Origin of the sequence: Rhodococcus sp. SG20037, from assembly GCF_031763325.1 — a bacterium.
Classification (GTDB): domain Bacteria; phylum Actinomycetota; class Actinomycetes; order Mycobacteriales; family Mycobacteriaceae; genus Rhodococcus_F; species Rhodococcus_F qingshengii.
On record NZ_CP134497.1, the window covers coordinates 4,792,615 to 4,815,294 of the forward strand.

The 22,680-nt window shown below is 62.9% G+C and carries 20 protein-coding genes; 5 read left to right on the forward strand and 15 right to left on the reverse strand.

Going from position 1 to position 22,680, the window contains the following annotated elements:
- The first annotated feature begins 31 nt into the window (after positions 1-31).
- On the forward strand, positions 32-754 hold the full coding sequence (locus RHP72_RS21865) for a MerR family transcriptional regulator (RefSeq protein WP_042451099.1): 723 nt from the start codon (positions 32-34) through the stop codon (positions 752-754).
- Positions 755-758: 4 nt separating this feature from the next.
- Here RHP72_RS21865 and RHP72_RS21870 read toward each other — a convergent pair whose 3' ends face one another.
- Positions 759-1,406 carry a TetR/AcrR family transcriptional regulator gene (locus RHP72_RS21870; RefSeq protein ID WP_003940096.1) on the reverse strand — a complete coding sequence of 216 codons (648 nt, stop codon included), beginning with the start codon at positions 1,404-1,406 and terminating at the stop codon, positions 759-761.
- A gap of 77 nt (positions 1,407-1,483) precedes the next feature.
- Between RHP72_RS21870 and RHP72_RS21875 the strand changes: the two genes are divergently transcribed.
- Positions 1,484-3,025, forward strand: a complete 1,542-nt coding sequence (locus RHP72_RS21875) for an MFS transporter (protein ID WP_042451100.1) — start codon at positions 1,484-1,486, stop codon at positions 3,023-3,025.
- On the opposite strand, the gene RHP72_RS21880 is transcribed toward RHP72_RS21875, so the two are convergent.
- Positions 2,925-5,207: an ATP-dependent DNA ligase gene (locus tag RHP72_RS21880; protein WP_311093797.1), complete on the reverse strand. Its 2,283-nt coding sequence runs from the start codon at positions 5,205-5,207 to the stop codon at positions 2,925-2,927. The genes RHP72_RS21875 and RHP72_RS21880 overlap by 101 nt on opposite strands.
- Before the next feature lie 115 nt (positions 5,208-5,322).
- Between RHP72_RS21880 and RHP72_RS21885 the strand changes: the two genes are divergently transcribed.
- Both RHP72_RS21885 and RHP72_RS21890 read left to right on the forward strand, forming a co-directional pair.
- Positions 5,323-5,595, forward strand: coding sequence for a WhiB family transcriptional regulator (locus tag RHP72_RS21885; RefSeq protein WP_037128762.1), 273 nt, complete (start codon positions 5,323-5,325; stop codon positions 5,593-5,595).
- Positions 5,596-5,660: 65 nt separating this feature from the next.
- Positions 5,661-6,566 carry a transporter substrate-binding domain-containing protein gene (locus RHP72_RS21890; RefSeq protein WP_042451104.1) on the forward strand — a complete coding sequence of 302 codons (906 nt, stop codon included), beginning with the start codon at positions 5,661-5,663 and terminating at the stop codon, positions 6,564-6,566.
- Between the two features lies 1 nt (position 6,567).
- Here RHP72_RS21890 and RHP72_RS21895 read toward each other — a convergent pair whose 3' ends face one another.
- From RHP72_RS21895 to RHP72_RS21950, 12 genes are all read right to left on the reverse strand, one after another.
- Positions 6,568-8,223 (reverse strand): substrate-binding domain-containing protein, encoded by a 1,656-nt coding sequence (locus RHP72_RS21895; protein WP_042451106.1) that lies wholly within the window; start codon positions 8,221-8,223, stop codon positions 6,568-6,570.
- 119 nt (positions 8,224-8,342) lie between these two features.
- Complete coding sequence (locus RHP72_RS21900; protein WP_003939735.1) at positions 8,343-8,774, reverse strand: SRPBCC family protein; 432 nt, start codon at positions 8,772-8,774, stop codon at positions 8,343-8,345.
- Between the two features lie 74 nt (positions 8,775-8,848).
- Positions 8,849-10,486 (reverse strand): cation acetate symporter, encoded by a 1,638-nt coding sequence (locus tag RHP72_RS21905; protein ID WP_007727752.1) that lies wholly within the window; start codon positions 10,484-10,486, stop codon positions 8,849-8,851.
- The gene (locus tag RHP72_RS21910) at positions 10,483-10,845 is read right to left on the reverse strand and encodes a DUF485 domain-containing protein (RefSeq protein ID WP_003939976.1); all 363 of its coding nucleotides are present in this window, start codon (positions 10,843-10,845) and stop codon (positions 10,483-10,485) included. Before RHP72_RS21910 ends, RHP72_RS21905 begins: the two co-directional genes overlap by 4 nt.
- Positions 10,846-11,007: 162 nt before the next feature.
- The gene (locus tag RHP72_RS21915) at positions 11,008-12,759 is read right to left on the reverse strand and encodes a cation acetate symporter (protein WP_030534942.1); all 1,752 of its coding nucleotides are present in this window, start codon (positions 12,757-12,759) and stop codon (positions 11,008-11,010) included.
- A 10-nt stretch (positions 12,760-12,769) separates the two neighbouring features.
- Positions 12,770-13,141, reverse strand: coding sequence for a membrane protein (locus RHP72_RS21920; protein WP_003939880.1), 372 nt, complete (start codon positions 13,139-13,141; stop codon positions 12,770-12,772).
- Positions 13,138-13,929: a LytTR family DNA-binding domain-containing protein gene (locus RHP72_RS21925; protein WP_003939723.1), complete on the reverse strand. Its 792-nt coding sequence runs from the start codon at positions 13,927-13,929 to the stop codon at positions 13,138-13,140. Before RHP72_RS21925 ends, RHP72_RS21920 begins: the two co-directional genes overlap by 4 nt.
- Positions 13,930-13,980: 51 nt before the next feature.
- Positions 13,981-15,198, reverse strand: coding sequence for a sensor histidine kinase (locus RHP72_RS21930; protein ID WP_030534943.1), 1,218 nt, complete (start codon positions 15,196-15,198; stop codon positions 13,981-13,983).
- Positions 15,195-15,581, reverse strand: a complete 387-nt coding sequence (locus RHP72_RS21935; RefSeq protein WP_116057998.1) for an MmcQ/YjbR family DNA-binding protein — start codon at positions 15,579-15,581, stop codon at positions 15,195-15,197. Before RHP72_RS21935 ends, RHP72_RS21930 begins: the two co-directional genes overlap by 4 nt.
- A gap of 4 nt (positions 15,582-15,585) precedes the next feature.
- On the reverse strand, positions 15,586-16,803 hold the full coding sequence (locus RHP72_RS21940; protein WP_311093798.1) for a lipase family protein: 1,218 nt from the start codon (positions 16,801-16,803) through the stop codon (positions 15,586-15,588).
- Between the two features lie 15 nt (positions 16,804-16,818).
- Positions 16,819-18,465, reverse strand: a complete 1,647-nt coding sequence (locus RHP72_RS21945; RefSeq protein ID WP_003939739.1) for a Na+/H+ antiporter — start codon at positions 18,463-18,465, stop codon at positions 16,819-16,821.
- A 121-nt stretch (positions 18,466-18,586) separates the two neighbouring features.
- On the reverse strand, positions 18,587-18,778 hold the full coding sequence (locus RHP72_RS21950; protein ID WP_003940164.1) for an antitoxin: 192 nt from the start codon (positions 18,776-18,778) through the stop codon (positions 18,587-18,589).
- Positions 18,779-18,958: 180 nt separating this feature from the next.
- On the opposite strand from RHP72_RS21950, the gene RHP72_RS21955 reads away from it, so the two are divergent.
- Positions 18,959-20,101 carry a diguanylate cyclase gene (locus RHP72_RS21955; RefSeq protein ID WP_075834106.1) on the forward strand — a complete coding sequence of 381 codons (1,143 nt, stop codon included), beginning with the start codon at positions 18,959-18,961 and terminating at the stop codon, positions 20,099-20,101.
- Positions 20,102-20,107: 6 nt separating this feature from the next.
- Here RHP72_RS21955 and RHP72_RS21960 read toward each other — a convergent pair whose 3' ends face one another.
- Entirely contained in the window at positions 20,108-22,612 is a 2,505-nt protein-coding gene (locus RHP72_RS21960; protein ID WP_003940410.1) for a cation-translocating P-type ATPase, read from the reverse strand.
- Positions 22,613-22,680 lie beyond the last annotated feature (68 nt).

Consider the following 22,680-nt stretch of genomic DNA (forward strand, 5'->3'; position numbering starts at 1 on the left):
TACCGTGAAAAGCCTCAATCGGAGGTGATCAGTGCGGCCCATAGACCTTGCCCGTGAACACGGGTTGTCCGCACAGGCGATCCGCAACTACGACGATGCCGGCATCCTCCCTCCGAGCGAGCGCAGCACTTACGGCTACCGGCGATACACCCCAGTGCACGCGCAAGCCCTGCGCACTTTCCTCGCATTGCGCGGCGGTCACGGGCACCAGCGGGCCACGGAAATCATGCGGGCGACCAACCAGGGCGACACCGAGTCCGCCTACCGCCTGATCGACAGTGCGCACGTGACGCTGCTCGCCGAGCGAAAAACTCGCACCGAGGTAGCCACAGCGCTGGGGACTCTGTCCACCATGGCACCGGCACTGGTGCACGGTCCAGCGCTGACGGTGGGTGAGCTGGCGCGCCGTCTCGGCGTTCACCCGGCGACACTGCGCACATGGGAAGAGCACGGCATCCTGCGCCCGGAGCGCGAACAGGCAACGGGTTATCGCGAATACGGTTCGGAGTGTGTGCGCGACGCCGAGATCGCACGGCAGCTGCGGCGCGGTGGCTATCGGCTGTCGCAAGTCGCTCAGTTTCTCGATTCGCTGCGCGAGGCCGGCGGAGCAGACGCATTGTCAGCGTTCCTCGAATCCTGGCAAGACCGGCTGGCCACACGCAGTCGCAACCTTCTCGCCGGCGCAGCTCAGCTCGATGCCTATCTCACGATGCTGGATCAGACCTCGCCTGGTTGCCGATCAGCAAACGGTTGAGGCGTCAGTTCACAAGCCGCGCAAGGCTCCTCACCATCTCACCGACGGTGTCGGTCGACGGCCACGGGAATTCCGGAAGATCGGCCCGCAACATCACCTGTCCGTGCAGCGAAGTCCAGATCGATACCGCATCGACAAAAGTGTCTGTGCTGGCCGACCTCCCAGCGGCGACGCACGCGTCGAGGTTGGTCACCAGCGTGTTGAAGGCGGCCAGTCCTCGCGTATCCGATTGTGGTGACTGACCTTTCGGCCTGGACCACCCGAACAAGACCCGATACCGAGCGGGCTCGGAAATGCCGAACTCGACGTATGCCGAGCACCCGGCATACAGACCCTCGACCGGGTCGGGGTGTGCGGAAACGGCGTCGGCCACGGCGAGATGCAACTGCTCCAGCGATTCGGAGACCACCGCTTCGACAATGGCATCGCGATCGGAAAAGTGTCCGTAGATAGATGGTGCGGATATCCCGACTTCGCGAGCGACTGATCGGAGCGTCACCGCCTGATCCGATCCGGTGCGGGCGATGAGCGTCGCCGCTGCGGCGACGATCTCTCCGCGGAGCCGTGCGCCGCTTCCTCTCGGATTTCGGGCGCGAGTACTCCGAGAACCACTCGTCCCAGTTTCATCGGCATCTTCGGAAACATCACTCACCCGACAAACTTTACACATGTAAGGCGAAGGGGTACGTTCTCATCACTAAACATTCGTAAGGTTACATTCGTAAGGACATGATGAATTCCCTCGAACCCACTGACCGGCGACGATGGGCAGCACTGGGCGCCCTCTGCACATCCCTCGTCGTAGTCACGATCGACAACACCATCCTCAACACCGCTATCCCGACCCTTGCCCGCGAACTGCGGGCGACCACCGTCGACCTGCAATGGATCACCAACGCATACACATTGGCGTTCGCCGCCTTGCTCATCACGGCAGGTGGACTCGGCGCGAGATTCGGTCACCGTCGGATACTTCTGACCGGCCTCACCGTGTTCGCTCTCGGGTCAGCCTTCGCTGCCCTCTCTCACACGTCGTTGCAGCTGATCGGCTGGAGAACAGTGATGGGGGCAGCCGCCGCACTGGTCATGCCGGCGACGCTGTCACTTGTCGTCTCGATGTTCGCCCCGCACGAGAGAGGCCGGGCGATAGGAATCTGGTCTGCAACCGCCGGACTGGGAATCGCGATCGGCCCCGTAGCCGGTGGCGTACTACTCGAACATTTCAGTTGGGGAAGCGTCTTCTGGATAAACGTCCCACTGGTCGCCGGTGTGATCGCCGCGACGGTTTCTCTTGTGCCCCCGGCAAGAGGAATCACGAAGGGTTCGTTCGACATCCCCGGGCTCCTGTTGTCCGCCGGCGGACTGGCTTTGATCGTGGATGCCCTCACCCAGGCAAGCCTTCGCGGATGGTCGTCGCCCGTCACGCTAGTGGAGATCGTCAGCGCAACAGCACTTCTCGCCGGATTCGTCTGGTGGGAGCTGCGGGCCTCGGCGCCAATGACCGACGTGCGCATCTTCACCAGTCGAGTGTTCAGCACCTCCAATGCCATCTTGGCCGTAACGTTCTTCGCCCTTTTCGGAGTTCTCTTCACGTACACGCAATACCTCCAATTAGTTCGTGGTTACGGTCCATTGGTCGCCGGCGTCGGTGCAGTTCCGTTTGCGATAGTGATGGCGACTGTCGCCTGCAGCAGCGATCGTATGGTCGGCCGATTCGGCGTGCGCAGTTCGATCGCGACCGGTCTCGCAGTCATGTCCGCGGGACTGTTGGTCCTGTCGATCGCAGCAGATAGGTACGCACCGTTCGGAATCCTGGCTGCGATCATGGCACTGGTCGGCGCGGGGATGGGGTTGGTCATGGCTCCGGCCACAACCACGTCGATGTCTTCGGTTGCGCCCCAGCAGGCTTCGATGGCCAGTTCGATCAACAGCGTCGTGCGAGAGTTGGGTGGAGTTCTGGGCGTCGCCGTCATCGGGACGGTCGTAGCCACCGTTTTCCGGTCCCGCTTCGAACCCGGAGTCGACACTTCCACAGCCGATCCGGCGCAGATCCATGCCGGCGCTCCCCCCGCGAGTGCCTTGACCGACGCAGCGAACCAGGCTTACACCTCGGCGATGAGTACCGGAATCCAAATCTGTGCCGCAGTCGCGTTCGTCGGTGCGTTGGCCGTCATTGCACTGTTTCCCGCACCACGTCGCCCGGTTTCTTGTCCTCCCGCAGACCTCGCCAACTCGGATGACGCAGACGCTCGGTCTTCGTCCAATCCATGAACCGCACCTCACCGACGAGTTCCGGCCTCACCCACACCGCACCCTTGCGGTCATCTGCTGGAAGTTCCTCCCCGAACGGACTTTCCTTCTGACGCAGCGGTTCCAGTGTCGCAAGTAAAGACTCCAAGTCGCGATCACTGAAGCCGGTACCGACGCGCCCCACGTAGGTCAATCCATCCTCACCCGGAATTCCCATGAGCAGTGCCCCGATCCCCTGTGCTCGATTGCCCCGCCCAGTGCGCCACCCTCCGATCACCACCTCTTGAGTGCGCCAGTTCTTCACCTTGATCCAACTCGACCCACGCCGCCCCGGAAGGTAGACCGATGCACGACGTTTGGCGACAATCCCTTCCCATCCGGCATCGGTACTCACCTCCAACGCGTTCTCCGCCGTGCCCTCGATCTGTGGAGGTACCTCGAGCTCACCGACCTTGCCCGCCAACGCATTCAACACGGTGCGCCGATCCGTGTAGGATTTCCGCAGCAAAGACACTCCGTCGAGGTACAGAAGATCGAAGGCCAGGAACACCGGTTCCCCACCTCGCTGGAGGAGGCCGAAATCTGTAACTCCCACGTCGTTGTACGCCACCACTTCACCGTCGAGAACCACGTCATGACCGTCCAGCACCTCGGCCAACCCGGCAAGGGCGGGATAGTCCCCGGTCTTGTCGTTACCCGCGCGACTGCGAAGTGACATTGTGCCCGAATGATATTCGAGAATCACTCGGATCCCGTCCCACTTGCCTTCGAAAGCCCACTCCTGCGAGTCGAGACCTTCGAGCGTTCCAGCGGTGGCAAGCATCGGCTCGAGATTCTTGGGAAACTCCGTTCCGAAACTCGCGTTCTGATCCTTCATCAGATGCATCAACCACTGGTCACCCTTCGTCCGGATCAGCGCGAAGCGTCCCTGCACCCGTTTCCCACTGAGGCGCACGATCACCTCGTCTTCACGCCACTTCTCGGTCTCGTACGTCCCGGAATCCCAAATCGTCATCGAACCGCCGCCGTACTCCCCCTTCGGAATCGTGCCCGAGAACGTGGCGTACTCGAGCGGGTGATCCTCGGTGTGCACGGCCAACCGATTCTCTCCGGCACTGGTCGGCACGCCCTTCGGAACAGCCCAGGACACGAGCACACCATCCCGCTCCAGCCGAACGTCGTAATGCAATCGTCTGGCGTGATGTTCCTGAATCACAAAGGTATTGCCCGCTGTCTCCTTGGTCACCGCAGCAGGGATCGGCTCCGGCGTCCGGTCGGCCGACCGCTTGTTGCGATAGTGCGTCAACGTGTCGGCTACAGCCGCCGAGACCGGCGGATCCAGATCGCCCAGCAGATCACCATCGGATTCGACGCGCTCCAGAACCTCGTCGAACAACAGATGTCGTAGTTTCGGATCGTCGAGTTCGTCCCAACTGCGCGGCGCGGCAACATAGGGTTGATCGCGACCGCGCATCGAGTACGGCGCAATGGTTGTCTTGGCTGCGTTGTTCTGACTCCAGTCCACGAAAATCTTGCCTGCCCGCACATTTCGAGCCATCGTCGCGGTGACGAGATCCGGGTGAAGCTTCTCGAGTCCGGTGGCGATCTGCTTGGCGACAGTCGACGCACCGCTTCCGTCCAAGGCTCGATCCAGTGGAACGTAGAGGTGAATTCCCTTGCTACCACTGGTTACCGGATAGGCAGTCCACCCCAGAGTTGCGACCAGATCTCGAATCGACCTCGCCACCTCGGCGCACTCGGTCAATCCGACGCCTTCGCCCGGGTCGAGATCGAATACCAGTCGTGTCGCCGGACCACGCTCGGAACCGTCGAATCGCCATTGGGGAACGTGCAATTCGAGTGCGGCCTGCTGCCCCAGCCACGCCAGGGATGCAACGGAATCGAAGACCGGGTAAGTGACGACACGATCAGAATGTTGCAGCGACGCACGCGTGAGCCACTGCGGGGCAGACGACGCAAGGTTCTTCTCGAAGAAGGACTGACCGTCCACGCCATTGGGCCAACGCTTACGAGTGCCCGGTCTACCGACGACATGCGGAAGCATGACTGCGGCGATACGGGTGTAGTAGTCGATGACTTCGGCCTTCGTGGTGCCGCTCTCGGGGTAGAGGATCTTGCCCAGATTGGTCACGGACACCGTTGTGCCGTCGAGCGTGATCTGACCCCGATCCGTCGTTGCCATTTCCTCATTGTGCTGGATAGTGCTGCATCTGGCAGTAGAAATCTGGTGGATCGGAAACCTGCCGCTGCGCCAGTCCACGGGCAAGACTGGATTCTCGATGGGAGAGGAGACCACGATGACAGTTCGCAGTTCCGTGGAGCCGTTGGTGGACAACAACTGGCGGATGTTCGCCACCTGTAAGACGGTGGACCCCGCGGTGTTCTATTCGCCGGGTGAAGAACGCGGACGCAATCGGGCTGCACGGGAAAATTCCGCAAAGCAGGTGTGCTTCCGCTGCCCGGTCATTCGGGACTGCCTGACGTTTGCACTCGACACCGCTGAACCACACGGAGTATGGGGTGGGACGACACCGTCGGAGCGCCTTGCACTACGACGCTCAGCTGCGTGAACTCCGCTCACACGAGACCCCCGTCACGTCCGTACCGGACAAACAGGCAAGATGGCCTTGTGCCTATGACACGACGCGCTGTTGCCGTGACCGCGATCTTCGCTTGCTCGATCTTGTTGGGCTCGTGTTCGTCGCAGCCGGAGGCACCTGCGGCAGCGGACACCACGACCACGGTTCCCGAGGCATTCACCAAACTGCCCTCGACCACCGCCGTGGACAAGTGCGGACCCCAGAGCGGGACCACCCTCGAAGACGGTGTCTTGACCATCGCCACCGATTCGCCGGCGTACGCGCCGTGGTTCGTCGACAACACTCCGTCCAACGGCAAGGGCTTCGAGGGAGCGGTGGCCCGGGCCGTCGTCGACAAGCTCGGGTACAACGCCGATCAGGTTCGCTTCACCACGGTCGCCTTCAACGACGCACTGAAACCAGGCCCCAAGGATTTCGACTTCGACGTCAATCAGTTCACGGTTTCCGGGGATCGCCGCGAGAACGTCGACTTCAGCTCGCCGTATTACGCAGTGGCGCAGTCGGTGATCGCCTCGCGCGGGAGCACAGCCGCTGAGGCAAAGAATCTTGCGGATCTGGCCGGCTACCGTTTGGGCGCTCAGACCGGTTCCACCAGCCTCGCGGCGATCACCGACACGATTGTTCCGACCACTGCGCCACGCGAGTTCGCGACCACGGACGACGCGAAAGCTGCGCTGGCCGCGGGCGAGATCGACGCATTGGTCGTCGACATCCCGACCGGATTCCACATCACCGAGAACGAACTGCCCGGGTCGGTCATCGTGGGTCAGTTTCCGCGGCCCAACGCGGTCACCGAATTCTTCGGGTTCGTGCTCGAGAAGAACAGTCCTCTGACGGCGTGCGTCTCTGCCGCCGTGGATGCGCTCTACGCCGACGGCACCCTCGAGAGACTCGCAACCGAATGGATCACGGACAGCGCCGACGCGCCAGTCCTCGAGTAGTTCAGCCGGCGCGCCCACTGATCGCGCCGACGAAGACCTTCGGGATGTCTGCCGGTGTCGGAGCGAAGTGGCTGTTGCCGCCGGTGAGAGCCGAAATCTGCTCGAGCACATCGGTATCGGCGTCATCGGTGACACCGATGGTGATGATCGGTACCGGCCGCGTCGGGTCCTGCTCGCGAGTCAGGGTGTCGAGAAGTTCCTGCAGCGAGATACTCGACGGATCATCGTTCGCACCGTCGGTCAGTAGAATCACCGAATTGATCGAGGCCGGATCGTAGGTCTGTTGCATGGACCGATACGCGGCGAGAACGCTGTCGTACAAACCTGTTCCGCCGCCGACGATCGAAGAGAGGCTGTCGATCCGAGACAGCAGTTTGCTCCGATGATCCGTGTCGCCTTCAGTTGCATCCATACGGGCGACAGGTTCGAGTTCGCGGTAGTCCGTGCCCTCGCCGAGGTCTCCGGAGAATGCCCAGAGACCCAATTGTGCGTTGGCGGGAAACATTCGGATCGCAATGTCACCGGCCTGTGCAGTCGCGGCCATTCGAGTGACCCCGTCCTGCATGTAGTCCATGGACCCCGAGACGTCGACAACTGCCAGTGCACGGGAAGGCCTGGACAGAATCTCGTACTGCGCAAGCGCTTTGGTGACCACAGTCGGATCGGACGGCACCAGCGAGCCAACTTTTCCCACTCCACCGGCGACCGGCGGGGCCTGATCCGCGCCGCGGAACCCGAGGCCGGCAAGTACGGAGCGCCCGGTGTCCGATGTCAGCGCTGCCGCCAGCAGTTTGCCGGCGTCGACCGCCGCCGACGAGTCTGCACCCACACTTGCCATCGGGTAGTCCATGAAGACCGAACCGGACGACGGTACCGACGCGGTGAGTCGACTGTCCGCATGTGCGGCGAGATAAGCCTCGAAGGTCTGCTCGGTCGTCACCGCGGTCCCGCCGTCCGCGTCCACGGTTTGGATGCGTCCGGTCGAACCGGTTTCCTTCAGATTTCCGTACTGCGCTTGCGCCACCGGGACCAGGGCTGCCGAAATGGACGTGAGGTCCCCGCCCCGCGACTGGGCCTCGGCAAAGGCTGCCACGATCGGTGCGCTGGAGACGGCACTGGTGAGGGGATCGCCGATGTGCAGTGCTGGAGCGCCGAGGACATCCGTCCAAGCGGCGGGTGCCTCGCTACCCGGCGCCGAGACAGTGACAACAGGGGTGGACGCGACCGAGTTGCTGATCCGGCGAATCTCCTGCCCGCTCGCCGAAACCTTGTCCAACCATTCGCTCGAATCAGGGATCCACAGTGCGGGTGCCGAACCGTCGGCGATCGCCGCGACGGTGAGCACGGGATCTTGCGGCGTCACACTGAGCGAGCTGCACCCGAGTTCCGTAGCGGGGATGGCAGCGGCGACAGCTTCGAGTCCCGAGGCGATCGACGGATCGGCGGCCACGGTCACGGTTTCCGGGTTCTCACAGCTGGTTGCCGTCGCAGCTGTGACAGCACTCGCACCGAGTTCTCCCTTGTCGCTGACGCTTTTGAACGTCACGGCGAATGCTGCGGTTCCACCGACTGCGACTACTGCCAAGAGTCCGATCAGAACCTGCACGGATCGAGGCATGGACGCAGGTGGTGCGCCGTACCCATGACGAGACGACATTGATCGAATCCTTTCCGGCGGGACCCGCATCAATAACCAACCGATGCCCGGTTTATCCCGCCGAAAAGAATCCTAACTCATGTTAGCGGTGAAGTAGCTCGATGTGGAAATCTCCACAACTAGGTGTAGATCTGGACAAACTGGGCCAGCGACTTCTCCACATCGCCTTTGAGCGCCCGCGCCACACTCGAACCGATCGGGCCGAACAACGGCGCGCCGCCCAACTCGACTGTCAGCGCGAGTTCCGACCCGTCGCCCTTTGCCTTCACGTCGAGTTCGAGACCGAGCTTGACCCCGCCCTTGCCGTCTCCCTTGAGCGAGATCGCCTTCGGAACGTCGTACTTCTTGATGGTCCACCGAACGCGGTTGCGCAGGCCCTTCACAGTCACGACCGAGCTGATCTCGGTGCCGACACCCAGTTGTTCGGGAAGTTCACTGCGCCATCCGTCGTGAACCACGAGCCAGTTTTCGTATCCGCTGAGATCGGACGCCTTGTCCCACACTTCCTGAGGAGGAAGCGGAACGTCGATTTTCACTGTGAGCTTTGCCATGGCAGAACAATAAGCCCCGTGCGCCTTTTCCGTAACCAGAGGTACCAGAAAGACGCACGGGGGCTTTGCCCCTCTTAGTGGCTGACAGCCTTTTCGACGCCGACGCCGGTGAGGGAGCGAACTTCCATCTCCGCCTGCTTTGCCGGATCTTCGATCTTGTTACGTCCGATGTACGTACCGACGATGCCGAGGACGAATGCCAGCGGGATCGAGACGATGCCGGGGTTCGAGAGCGGGAACCAGGCGAAGTCGGAGTTCGGGAACATCGACGACGGCTTGCCCGACACCGCCGGGGAGAACACGATCAGCGTCAAGCAGCTGATCAAACCGCCGTAGATGCTGAAGAGCGCACCGGTGGTGTTGAACTTCTTCCAGAACAACGAGTAGAGCAGGGTGGGCAGGTTCGCCGAGGCCGCCACTGCGAAGGCGAGAGCCACCAGGAAGGCGATGTTCTGCCCCATCGCCATGATGCCGAGAACGATGGAGACGAGTCCGATGACCACGACGGTGATTCGAGAAACTCGAACCTGCTGCTCCTCGGTTGCGTTGCCGCGCTTGATCACACTGGCGTAGATGTCGTGAGCGAACGACGCCGAAGCAGTGATCGCGAGACCGGCAACGACGGCGAGGATGGTCGCGAACGCCACCGCGGAGATGATGCCGAGGAAGATGGTGCCACCGAGCTCGAAGGCGAGTAGCGGAGCGGCCGCGTTCTCCTTACCAGGCGCTGCCAAGATCTTGTCCGGTCCGACCATGCTGGCCGCGCCGTAGCCGAGAACCAGTGTGAACAGGTAGAAGGCACCGATGAGCGCGATCGCCCAGGTCACCGAGCGGCGAGCTTCCTTGGCAGTGGGCACCGTGTAGAAGCGCATCAGCACGTGCGGCAGGCCCGCGGTGCCGAGCACCAAAGCGATTCCGAGAGAGATGAAGTCGAGCTTCGTCATTCCGGAAAGACCGTACTTGGCACCGGGCCCGAGGATGTCGCGTCCCTGCACACCCTTGGTGGTGGAACTGTTGACCATGTCCTGCGCATTGGCGAGCAACTGAGAGAAGTTGCCGCGCACTGCCCACAGAACGAGTACGAACATGATTCCGGCTCCGGCAACCAGCAGAACTGCCTTGACCATCTGTACGTAGGTGGTGCCCTTCATGCCGCCGACCAAGACGTACACGATCATCAGCACACCCACGATCGCGACGACGATCGACTGTCCCACCTTGCCGTCGATGTTGAGCAGCAGCGCGACAAGTCCACCGGCGCCGGCCATCTGGGCAAGAAGATAGAAGAGGGAAACGGCCAGAGTGGACAGGGCTGCCGCCATGCGCACCGGACGCTGCTTGAGTCGGAAGCTCAGCACGTCGGCCATCGTGAATCTGCCCGTGTTCCTGAGCAATTCGGCGACCAGGAGCAGTGCAACCAACCAGGCGACAAGGAAGCCGATGGAGTACAGGAAGCCGTCGTAGCCGTACACGGCGATCGCACCTGCGATACCGAGGAACGATGCCGCCGAGAGGTAGTCACCGGCGATGGCGAACCCGTTCTGCGGGCCGGTGAACTGCCCACCACCGGTGTAGAAGTCGGACGCCTTCTTGGTGGTCCGGCTGGCGCGGATCACCAGCGTCATGGTCACGACGACAAACGCGAGGAAGATCGCGATGTTGAAGGCTGGGTTTCCTACGTCCGTTCCGGACGCGGCGAGTGTGGTGATCACTGTGCGGGACCTTCCAGTTCTTCACGGATGGCGGCGGAGCGGGGATCGAGCTCACGACCGGCGAACTTCACGTACCACGCGGTGATGGCGAAGGTCGTGACGAATTGCCCGAGGCCGAGGATGATGCCGAGATTGATGTTGCCGAGGACCTTGGTGGCCATGAAGTCGTGGGCATAGGTAGCCAGGACGACGTACACCGCATACCAGAGCAGGAAGAATGCAGTGATGGGGAAAACGAACTTGCGCAGACGCGTTCGGAGTTCCTGGAATTCGGGACTCGCTTGCATGTCTATGAATGCCTGGGCATCCGGGGTGCGTCGCTCTTGCGGCGACCCCTCACTGATTTCTGCTGTGGACACTGCCGGCTCCTCGCCTCGCGTGTGAAGTGAACTACGCACAGACGTTAGTGAGATCGGAGTCACATGAAGACGCTGTGGCGCCAGTCACACGGTGAGCAGTCGCGCGCTGCGCCGAACGGTCAGGCAGGCGCGACCAACGGCAGAGGGTTCGGGCGGTGAAAGTCAGGGTTGGCGGAGATCGTCTTCGCGATCGGAGCCCATTCCGAGCCGTTCCGGGGCGTGCATCCGCGTGAAGATTCGCGCAATATCTGCCGGTATCTGCTTCGACGACACCTTGCTCACGACGATCATCGTGAGGAACGCCAGCGGCACGCTCACCGCGGCCGGGAACGCGAAAATGGCTGCCGGCCAGCCACCGAGGACGTCCTCCGACAAACCACCCAGGACGGCGACAGTAGCGGCAGTGCCCGCAACACATCCACCGACAACCATCCCCGCCCCGGCGCCGACGGCGGTCAGACCGCGCCACCAGATACCCAATACGAGCAGTGGGCAGAGCGTCGACGCAGCGACTGCGAACACCAAACCGACGGTTCTCGAGAGGTCGACCGACACCACCGCCAGCGACAGCACGAGAGGAACGACCCCGGCCAGTAGCGCTGCAATACGGAAGTCTCGAACTCGACCACGGAGAACATCGGTACTGACGACGCCGGCGATGCTGACGAGCAATCCGGACGACGTCGACAGGAAAGCGGCGATGGCACCGGACGCCACGAGGGCTGCCAGCAGTTGTCCGCCCCACCCCGAGAACACCGAGCCCGGCAACAGCAGCACCGCCGCGTCAGAGGTGCCGGTGATCAGAAGTTGCGGGACGTACAGACGAGCGAAGACGCCGAGGAGTGTCGGAAACAGGTAGAACACGCTGACCAGACCGACAACGGCGAGCGACGTCAGACGGGCTGCCCGGCCGTCGGGGTTGGTGTAGAACCGGACGAGAACATGAGGAAGGCCGAGCGTTCCGAGGAAGGTCGCGAGCATCAGCGAGTACACCTGGTACATCGGGTGCGGCCCACCGAAACCCCAACCCGGGGTGATCCAGTCAGAGTTCTGCGCGGGCGCTCCGGCGACGACAGGGACGGCGGCTCCCGCGTCGAGGACCATGGACATGCCTTCACCGAGAGTGTGCTCCCCCGGCCCCAGGGTCATCGTGCCTTCGACCGCTCGTCCGTCGACTGTGCCGCCGCTGACCGTCACCGGCTCGGACACCTGGACGACGACGTCGGTGGTGATGTCGACGGTCGTCGCAGTGGTGACCGTCGGCGGCATCGACGCGCCGACGTCGTGGTGATCGCCGAAGAAGTAGAAGGTCAGTGCCACAGCGGGAATCGCGACGGCAGTCAGTTTCAGCCAGTACTGGAAGGCCTGAACGAAGGTGATCGAGCGCATCCCGCCGCCGACGACGTTGGCGATGACGATGACCCCGACCGCTACGCCGCCGATCCAACTGGGAACCCCGAGCAAGATATTGAGCGTCAGTCCCGCGCCTTGGAACTGTGGAATCAAATACAGGATGCACACCATCGCGACCACGAGCATCGCGAGCTTGCGCAATCGCGGTGAGCCGAGACGGAACTCGGCGAAATCGGGGACGGTATACGCACCGGAACGCCGAAGCGGCGCTGCGACGAACAGCAGCAGGGCGAGGTATCCGGCGGTGAAGCCGATGGGATACCAGAGTGCGTCGGCGCCGTACTTGGCGACCAGCCCCGCAACACCGAGAAACGAAGCAGCAGAGAGGTACTCGCCGGAGATGGCCGTCGCATTCCACCGCGCACTGACGGTTCTGGACGCGACGAGAAAGTCCGAGGTGGTACGAGCGAGCCGAACGCCGTAGATTCCGATAGCCACCGTCGCGACAGCTGCTGCCACGATGCCGAGCACCGTCAACACCGGGATAGGTTGTCCTCCCACAGTGCCGCGCTCAGTCGTCCACGATGTCGTTGAAGTCCTGCTCGTTTCGCTCCGCACGACGCACGAACACCCAACCGGTCGTCAACAGCAAGGGATACACGGCGCCGCCCATCACGAGCCACGGCAACCGGATGCCAAGGACCGCGACCTCCGACAGCGTCGGGAAGAGATGCGTCAGCAGCGGCACCGCACACAGGAGCCCGGCTGCGACGACGGCAAGGCGAATCGCCAGTCCCAACTGCGCGCGAACGAGACCGCGGATCATGGCGTCACCGACTTCGGTCTGTTCCTGCACCTCCACCCGTGTTCGCACGATCCGTGCGCCACTACGTTGCGCCAACACAACGCGCTCACGCTGCGGAGGATCGGACTGCGACGTCACCGCGACAACCAACTCTGCTTGGGCGCACGAACCAGTCGATCCTTGAGTTCACGGGTGTGTCTGCGACTGACCGGAAGCTCGACGGGAGGTTTGTCACCGTGCGGGCGCAGACAGACCACCAATCCACTGCCTACTGTTCGGATGCCGGTGACCAGCGCCAGAGATACCAGGTAGGAGCGGTGCACACGCAAGAAGCCCGCGTCGGCCCAGCGTGATTCGAGCGTCGAGATCGGGATGCGCACCAGGTGCGACTTTCCAGCGGTGTGCAAACGCGCGTAGTCCCCGTCGGCTTCCACCCACTCCACCGAGGAACGCTGAACGAGCGTCGTGACACCGCCCAGTTCCACCGGGATCACCTCGTCCGTGGGCGCAGCTTCGGGTTTGCTCTCACTCTTGGTGCGCCCGGCGAGCCCCACGATCCGCTGAACGGCCTGAGCGAGACGCTCCTCCCGGAGCGGTTTGAGTAGGTAGTCGACGGCGCCGAGATCGAATGCGTCAACCGCTCGATCGTCGTGCGCTGTCACGAACACCACGGGCGGTGGCGTCGCGAAATTGGAGAGGATGCCGGCCAGTTCGAGACCGTCGAGTCCGGGCATGTTGATGTCGAGAAACACCGCGTCGATGCTTCCACCGCGCAGTATCCGCAACGCTGTCGTCGCATCCGATGCCGTGTGAACGTGCGCCACCGAGTCCTCGGCGCGCAGCAAGAAGGCCAGCTCGTCGAGGGCTGGTTTCTCGTCGTCGACGGCAAGGACGGTCAGCTGGGCATCAGTGTCAGTCTCGTTCACAACAGGTCCATGTTCCCACGACGGTTTCAGCCTGATCATCGAAGGCGAGAATCAGACGTGAATACCCTGCTTGAACTTGGGAACACGCATGCTGACCTTCGTACCGGCACCCGGCGCTGTCTCCACCACGAGTCCATAGTCGTTGCCGAACGCGGCACGAAGTCTGTCGTCGACGTTGGCCAAACCGACGTGAGCAGCTTCTCGTGCGCTGGGTCGCCCCGATCCCGACTCGATGGCGTCGAGCGAACCGGAGCGCAGTAGCTCGGGGTCCATCCCCACACCGTCGTCCTCGACGCTGATGATGCAGTCCGGTCCCTCGTCCGCAGCCACGATGCTCACGGTCCCGCCCTCCGGCTTACTCGAAATGCCGTGACGAACCGCGTTCTCGACCAGCGGCTGGAGGGCAAGGAAAGGAAGAACCACGTTGAGCACTTCGGGTGCTATCTGAAGGCGGACGTTCAGAGCCTCCCCGAATCGCGCGCGTTCGAGGGTCAGGTAACGATCGATGTTGCGCAGCTCGTCGGCAAGCAGGGTGAACTCACCCGCAGATCGGAACGAGTACCGCGTGAAGTCCGCGAACTCGAGGATCAGTTCTCTGGCCCGCGCCGGATCGGTTCGAACAAACGATGCGACCGTGTTGAGCGCGTTGTAGATGAAATGAGGACTGATCTGTGCGCGCAGGGCACGCACTTCGGCTCGATCCAACAGGGCTCTGGACGCGTCGAGGTCGGCGAGTTCGATCTGACTGCAGGCATATCGTGCCACCTCGGTGACCGCTCCGAGCATTCCCGGCCACGGGTCCTCGCTGGTGACGATTCCCAGTACGCCGACCACGCCGATGTCCTCGATCAGCAGGGGCTGAGCGATCAGCGCTCGCACATGGTGATCGCTCGGTCCGCGCACCAGGTCCGAGTGCGTGACGAGTACCCGGCGTTCGCCTTCGATCGCACGAATGGCGGCGTCATGGAATTGTTCGGACAACGCTTCGTGACGGCCGTCCCACGCCAACAGGTTTCCCGACGCGTCTGCCAGGCCCAGACCGGAGCCGCCGGTCAGCTCGCGTAGGTGAGGCGCCGCCTCGGCGGCCGAATTCTCGTCGAGTCCACGCCGAAGTGGCCGCGCGGCAAGCGAAGCCGTGTGGAGAGCGGCATGGACTGCACGTTCGGTGGGGGTGGTCACCTCACGTCTGGTGCGCATCCACACAGCCGTCAGCGCCCCGGCCACTGCGAGAATCAGCACGCTGAGAAGCGCGACCACGGCCGGACTCAAGGCGAGTCCTCGTCCAGTTTCCGTATCAGTGTTTTCGGAGCCACCGTGCGGTACGCATCTTCGACGACGTCGGCTACGTCGTTCCAGAATTTCTCGTCCTCGGTCTCGTCGGCACTCGGAACGTCGAGGTACACGCCGATCCATCCCCGGCCACCCACGTACGGAGGGACGAAGAACCTCGACGGGTCACGACTGACCCAATCTGCCTGCGCCCCAGGTGGGGCCGCGGCCCAGATCGCGACGCGATCGTCGTGGTGGTGATCTGCCATGGTGACGAACTGCGGCGCCTTGCGCACGAACCACGACGCTTCACCGTGGCTGACCCGCTCGGTCGCCTCCGGCAATGCCAGTGCAAGAGCGCGGATTCGTGCCGAGGCCTTCATCGATTCACGACCCGCAGGTGTTCGGTGCCGGAACACCTGCAAATCGATCCTTCACCCACGCGACAGCTCCCGGCACAGCGGCGCCGTCCGCATGACCTTCACCCGGTCGCGCCTGGAATTCGATGACGTCACCGCCGGCGCAGGCGCGTTCGACCGCCGCCTCGGTCCATTCCGGACGGATCAGGTTGTCATTGGTACCGACGACTACGTACATCGGACCGCTCGCGCGTTGACGGGGAAGAGCAACGTCGCTGAGCCACGCGTGAATTCGGTCCGCATCCTCGGCGGTAGCCGGCCGCGTGTCGGCGGGCATCACCTTTCCGACCAGACCCAACTTCTCCGTCGCCCGAGAGGTCAGGCACGAGGTGAGCAGGTCGTAGTTCTGCTCGAATGCGCCGCGCACGTAGTCGGTTCGTTCGAGGTCCGGATGGGTGAGGGACAGCCCTTCGAGTACATAGGGCAGCAGCAGTTGCTGAGGCAGTGACAGATTCACCTCGGAATCACTCGAGATGATCGGCGAGATGTCCGCTGCCGGGGACAGGTTTGCTGCACCGACGAATTCGAGTCCGTCGCCGTAGGTGTCGGCTTCCTCGGCTGCCGCCCAGGATGCCTGCCCGCCTTGGGACAGCCCCAGAGTTGCCCAACGAGTCGAGGTGTCCGGAACGACGTTGCGCGCCGCTCGAACCGCGTCGATGACGTTGAACGCCGCGGTGTCCGGTTGCAGGTAAGGATGCGGGTCCGGAGTGCCGAGGCCCTCGAAGTCGGAGACAGCGACCACGTATCCCGAGTCGAGGAACGGCGCGACCAGGCCGATCGTGCCGAACAGGGTCGGCGAGGCCGACGGCGCGCAGTCGTCCGAAATACCCGTCGTGCCATGGCCGATGGAGACGATCGGCCAACCGCCCTCCGGCGGAGTTCCAGGCGGCGTGAACACCGTTCCCGACACCTGAGTCTCTCGGCCGTCGATACCGGAGGTGGAGCCGTACAGGATTTTCACCGCGCTCGCTCCGGACGCCGCCACTTCGGCTGTGCTGGTGAAGGGTTCACTGTCGAACACGACGCCACGTTGCGCACTGCTCTCGACCGACGGGGTTGTCGTGGTCGAGGTGTCGGTGACGGAGACATCCGGCGAGGCATCCGATCCGCAGCCGACGCTCACGAGAAGTGCGCTCGCCACCACGACTCCCCAGACTGCGCGAACCCTCGAACTCCGAACAGTCATACGCAGTGTTCCCCTCTATTTGCCTGCACCGCTACCTGCTCGGCGACGCCTGACACGTTCCTCTGCTGCGGCCTCTTCGATGTCGAGTCCTTCCAATACGGTACGCAATACCTCGTCGTCGAGATCTCCGTCGTCACGTGCGGCGATCAGCGCAACTCGTTGCGAGCGCAGTGACTGATGCCGGAACTTGTCGAACAGAGCTCCCGCATTCCACAAGGCGGCCTCGCGATCGGCGTCCTCGTCGACCTCCTGGAGTTGAAGCCTCGCCTGCATCGAGCGTCGTACGCGTTCGACGATCGCCTGCAGTTCCTTCCCGTCGATCCCCGGCGGAGGGTGCGCGGCCGCGTCTGCCAACGCCTTCTCTCCCGCCTTGCGAGAAATGTTGCGTGCCAACTCCATCTGTTCCTGCGTGCGCAACTGCTCGTAAGGATCCGCGACGTCGAGGCGACGGATCATGAACGGCAAGGTAGATCCCTGGATGAGCAATGTCCCGACCGCGACGATGAACGCGATCGCCTGGATGACGCCGCGTCCCGGGAACGGCTCGCCGGACGAGAGCGCAAACGGGATACCGCCGGCCGCAGCAAGAGTGACGACACCACGCATTCCCGCCCACGAGACCACCAGATTCTGTTTCCACGTCAGTTGATTCTCGCGATCACGGCGCAGGGTTACACCGAATCGCACACGGGAGTAGCTCAGGAACAGCCACACCGGCCGAATCACGATGACCACGGCCAGGACTGCCAGACCGTACGCGAACACGTGAAGCACCGGAAGTCCGTCGGCGACAACATCGTCGATCACGAAGCTCAGTTGCAGCCCCATGTACGCGAAGACGAACATCTCGAGGAGCGTGTCCAGGCTCGACCACACCGAGCGCTCCTGCAGCCTGGTCATGATCGACGCGTCCGTCGAATAGTGCCCGATCACCAGACCAGCAACCACGACGGCCAGAACACCGGACGCGTGTAGTTCTTCAGCGGCCAGGTAGGCAGCGAACGGAAGGACCAGCCCCAAGCCGGTTTCGAGTGGAGAGTCGTACATGCGGGCGCGAACGAACTTGACGACAAACGCGAGCACCAAGCCGACGACAACGCCGCCGATCACTTCGTACGCGAAGAACAACAGGGGCGAATCGGTGGCAATTCGCGTTCCGGTCACTGCTGCGACGGCGACGGTGAAGAGCGTGAGCGCGGTGGCGTCGTTGACGAGCCCCTCGCCCGTCAGGATGGCGATCACCCGTTTCGGGAGCCCGAGCTTCTGACCGACCGCCACCGCGCTGACGGCGTCGGTCGGCGCGATCACGGCCCCGAGCACCAGGGCGGCGCCGATCGTGAACTCGGGCACCATCCATTCGGCGAAGAAGGCAACCACGAACGCCGTCACCAACACCATTCCGACGCCGAGGCGCAAGATCGGGGCCAAGTTGCGTTTGAAGGTCGCCACCGAGAATTTCAGAGCGGCCGAGTAGAGAAGCGGCGGCAGGACCACACCGAGAATGACGTGGGGATCGAGTTCCGGCCGCGGCATACCGGGTATGAAGGATGCGACCGAACCTACCGTCACCAAAACCAGCGGAGCCTGCAGGTTTCGTCGATTGGACAGCCCGGTGACTGCGATGGCGGCAATGACGACCAGCAGAATCCAGGTGAAGTTCACGCGTTCATTCTGCCCGCCGACCCTGGGAGTTCACCTAGCGGACGCACAGAAGCCCGCAACCTTTTCGGTGACGGGCCCCTGAGCAACGGTGCTACCGAAAAACGGTATGCCGAATCCGGTATTACTGCTTTTCGGGAACAGCCTTCTTGGCGGCCTCAGCTGCCTTGTCGATCTGATCGCCGTACTTGTTGCCGGTCTTGTCGTCGGCGATGTCGGCGACCTTGTCGATAGCGTCGTGAACCTTGTCGGAGTTCTCCGCTGCGAGCTCCTGGCCCTTTTCGACCAATCCCTTGACGTTGTCCAAGAAACCCATGTCCGTGTCCTCTCCCGGTGCTGACGCACATCCTTCGGCGGAATCGTTCCTCCGCGCCCTTCGATTCTCACAGGTCGACGGCCTCTGCGCCAGAAAGCAGGTCCGTGCGTTCGAGCCGTGCGCAACTCGAGGTAACGTTAACCCGCCAATAGCTGATTGACCACCCATCGACATCGACAGGTGCCCGGTTTGAATGCAGGACTGCGCGGGACGGGGAGCGACCCCTACCCCACGCGTGAACTGCTGTCCCGGTGGTGGTCGGATCGCACCGATTACACCTGGCTCCCCCGATTCCTCGACACTCGCGGGCTGACCGTTCCCGGACGCAAATTAGTCGCGGTGTGGTGTTTTCTCTTCGCCCTGATCGCGGCGACCATGCAGTTGAGCCGCTTCGGTTCCGACACCGCCCTGGCGCGGTCGATCTTCGCCCTCGGAACTATCAGTGGCGCCTATGCGGGCTACCGCTGGGCGCGTAATGAATCGTGGCCAACTTGGCGACAATCCGTGGCCTTTGTTGTCTGGGCCGACCTGTGGCTCGCCGTCACTCTCTTCTTCGCCGTGCGCACCGCTTTCGTCGGAACCATCGGCTGCATCTTGTTCATCATGATCGGCTTCTATGCGGCGATAGTTCACAGCCCTCGCGTTGCCATCAGCCACATCGGTTGGGCTCTTGCTGTCTGCACGACGCTCGCTGCCATGGCGATGTCCGAGCCGGTCAACGACGCCTGGGTGGTCGTGAATCTCTATCTGATGGTTGCCGGTGTGGTTTTCTCCACCGCATGGATTCTGCAGATCGTCTGGCTGCGCCTGACCGACGACGCACGCAACGCCCACCGGGACTACCTCACCGCGACACTCAATCGCCGCGGACTCCAGGACGAGGCACAGCATCTGCTGCGCAGTGATCGAACGCAGGCTCTGATCGCACTACTCATCGACGTCGACTCGTTCAAAAACCTCAACGACACGCACGGGCACGTCGCGGGCGACGACGCGTTGACCGCTGTCGCCGACCGCCTCATCGCTGCCGCCGGCCCCGATGCGGTGGTGGCTCGAATCGGTGGAGACGAGTTCGTCGTCCTGCGCGGAGTCGATCGAGGAGACATCGAGCAGGTCGCCACCGAGATACATTCGGCGGTCTCGTCCGACTCCGATCCCTATCCTGTGTCCGCCAGTACCGGCGTCAGCGTCTATCTGAGTCCCGAGACGGACTTACCGGATCGAGCTGTCAACGAACTGATCGAGCACGCAGACAATGCGATGTACCGAGCCAAGAAGCGCGGCGGCGATCGCATTGCCTGGGTGCAGATGTTCAGGCGCTGAAACTACTCACTCACTGTGGGCATGGTGATGCTCGCCGGGCAGGTCGTCGGGTGTCGCGAACATCTTTCGTTTCTCCCCGTGCAGGCGTGCGCTGATCCACCACGAGAGTTCCACGAGTACAACGCCGATCGCGCCGAGGGTGATCGCGAGCGTCGTCGCAGCGACGTTGCTCGGATCCAGTTTGAAGAACTCACGGGTGAACGGCAGCGCGAACAGGATGAGGTATCCGGCCACCGACCCGCCGATCAGAACGAGCTTCCACCAGACGTACGGCCGAGCCACGACGGCCAGAACCCACACGGCGATCATGATCAACGTGATGAGCGCACTGGTTCCGGCCTGGATCTTCTGGGTTTCCGTCTGGTCCGGGCCTTGGTAAGCCAATACGTAGGAGATGAACGTGGTGATGCCGATGATCAGGCCCGACGGCAACGCCAGACGCATCACGCGCGAGACGAAACCGGTTCGCGCGCGCTCGTTGTTGGGTGCCAGAGACAAGATGAAGGCCGGGATACCGATCGTGAACCACGCTGCGATCGTGACGTGGCGGGGCAGGAACGGGTACGGCAGCGGTTCGAAGTCGAAGACCTGGGACAGGACGCCGGTGATGCCGATCAGGAACGCAAGCACCACCGAGTAGACGGTCTTGGTCAGGAACAGATTCGACACACGCTCGATGTTGCCGATCACTCGGCGGCCTTCCGCGACGACGTACGGGAGCGTCGCGAACTTGTTGTCCAGCAGCACGATCTGGGCCACGGCTCGGGTAGCCGGGCTGCCCGACCCCATCGAGACTCCGATGTCGGCGTCCTTGAGTGCGAGCACGTCGTTGACGCCGTCACCGGTCATCGCGACGGTATGTCCGCGAGACTGCAAGGCCGCGACCATTTCCCGCTTCTGATCCGGTCGCACTCGACCGAACGTCGTTGCTCCGTCGAGAGTGTCCGCCAGCTTTTCCTGATCGCTGGGCAGCTCTCGCGCGTCGATGGGGCGGTCGCCGCCTTCGAGTCCGAGGGATCCGGCAACGGCGCCGACGGAAACCGCGTTGTCGCCGGAAATGACCTTGACCGCGACCTTCTGGCTGGCGAAGTACTCCAACGTCTCCTGGGCGTCCGGGCGCACTTTCTGCTCGAGCACGACCAGAGCTTCGGGGGTGACGGTGCCAGGGGCGTCGGCGTCGTCGACAGGGAGGTCGCTGCTGCCGAGCATGAGGACACGAAGTCCGCTCGAACCCACTTCCTCGGCCTTGCGGGCCATTTCCGAGTCGGGATCGAGCAGCACGTCCGGGGCACCGAGTACCCAGTTGCCGTGACTGCCGTACGACTGGCCGCTCCACTTCTTCGCCGAGGAGAACGGCGCCACCGCTGTCGCTTCGCCCCACCCGGAGTCGTCGGAGAGAGACTCGCGAATCGCCAGGACACTCGCGTTGGGGCGAGGATCGGACGCGGCCATCGCGCTCAACGCGGACTTGACCGCAGTCTCCCCCGATCCACCCGGTGCGACGTCGACCTCGGACAGCCGCATACCGTTCTCGGTCAGCGTTCCGGTCTTGTCCGCGCACACCACGTCGACACGAGCCAGACCCTCGATCGCCGGCAACTCCTGAACGAGGCACTGGCGCTTGCCCAACCGGATCACACCGACCGCAAATGCAATGGACGTCATGAGCACAAGGCCTTCGGGAACCATCGGAACCAGAGCTGCCACCATGCCGTTGAGTGCCGGTCGGATCGGCAGGCCGATCGTGAAGAGCTGATTGAAGATGATCAGCGCACCCGCCGGAATCATCAGGTAGGTGATGAACTTCAGGATCTTGTCGATGCCGCTACGCAGTTCGGAATGCACGAGGGTGAACTTGCTCGCCTCTTCGGCCAGCTTGGCCGCGTATGCATCGCCGCCGACCTTGGTGGCGCGGTATGCACCGCTGCCCGCGGCAACAAAACTGCCCGACAACACTTGCTGGCCACTCGCCTTGTGAACCGGATCGGCCTCACCGGTGAGCAGCGATTCGTCGACCTCGAGTGCGGCCGAACTGACCACCTCACCGTCGACGACTATCTGGTCACCGGATCCGAGTTCGATAATGTCGTCGAGCACAACATCTTTGGGCGCCATCGCCACGGCGACGCCGTCACGCCTGACCATGGGCTTGGCCTGACTCACGATGGCCAGAGCGTCGAGCGTGCGCTTGGCGCGGATCTCCTGGATGATGCCGATACCGCTGTTCGCGATGATCAGCAGTCCGAACATGCCGTCGATGATCGAACCCGTCGCGAGCACGATCACCAACAACACGGTCAGGATCGCGTTGATGCGAGTGAAGACGTTGCCGCGAATGATGTCCTTGACCGAGCGGGACGCCCGGTCCGGTACATCGTTGGTTTGTCCCGACGCGATCCGGGCCGCAACCTGATCGGCGGTCAGACCGCGGGCGACGTCGACGTCGTCCGGCAATCGCTCAGGCGCTACCGCCACTGCTGTCTCTTCTGAACTGGTGTGCTCGTGAGCCATGGTCAAAGATTACGCACCCGGAGCAACTAATCAGGGTGCGACTCGACAGGCAACCACGTCCGCGACAC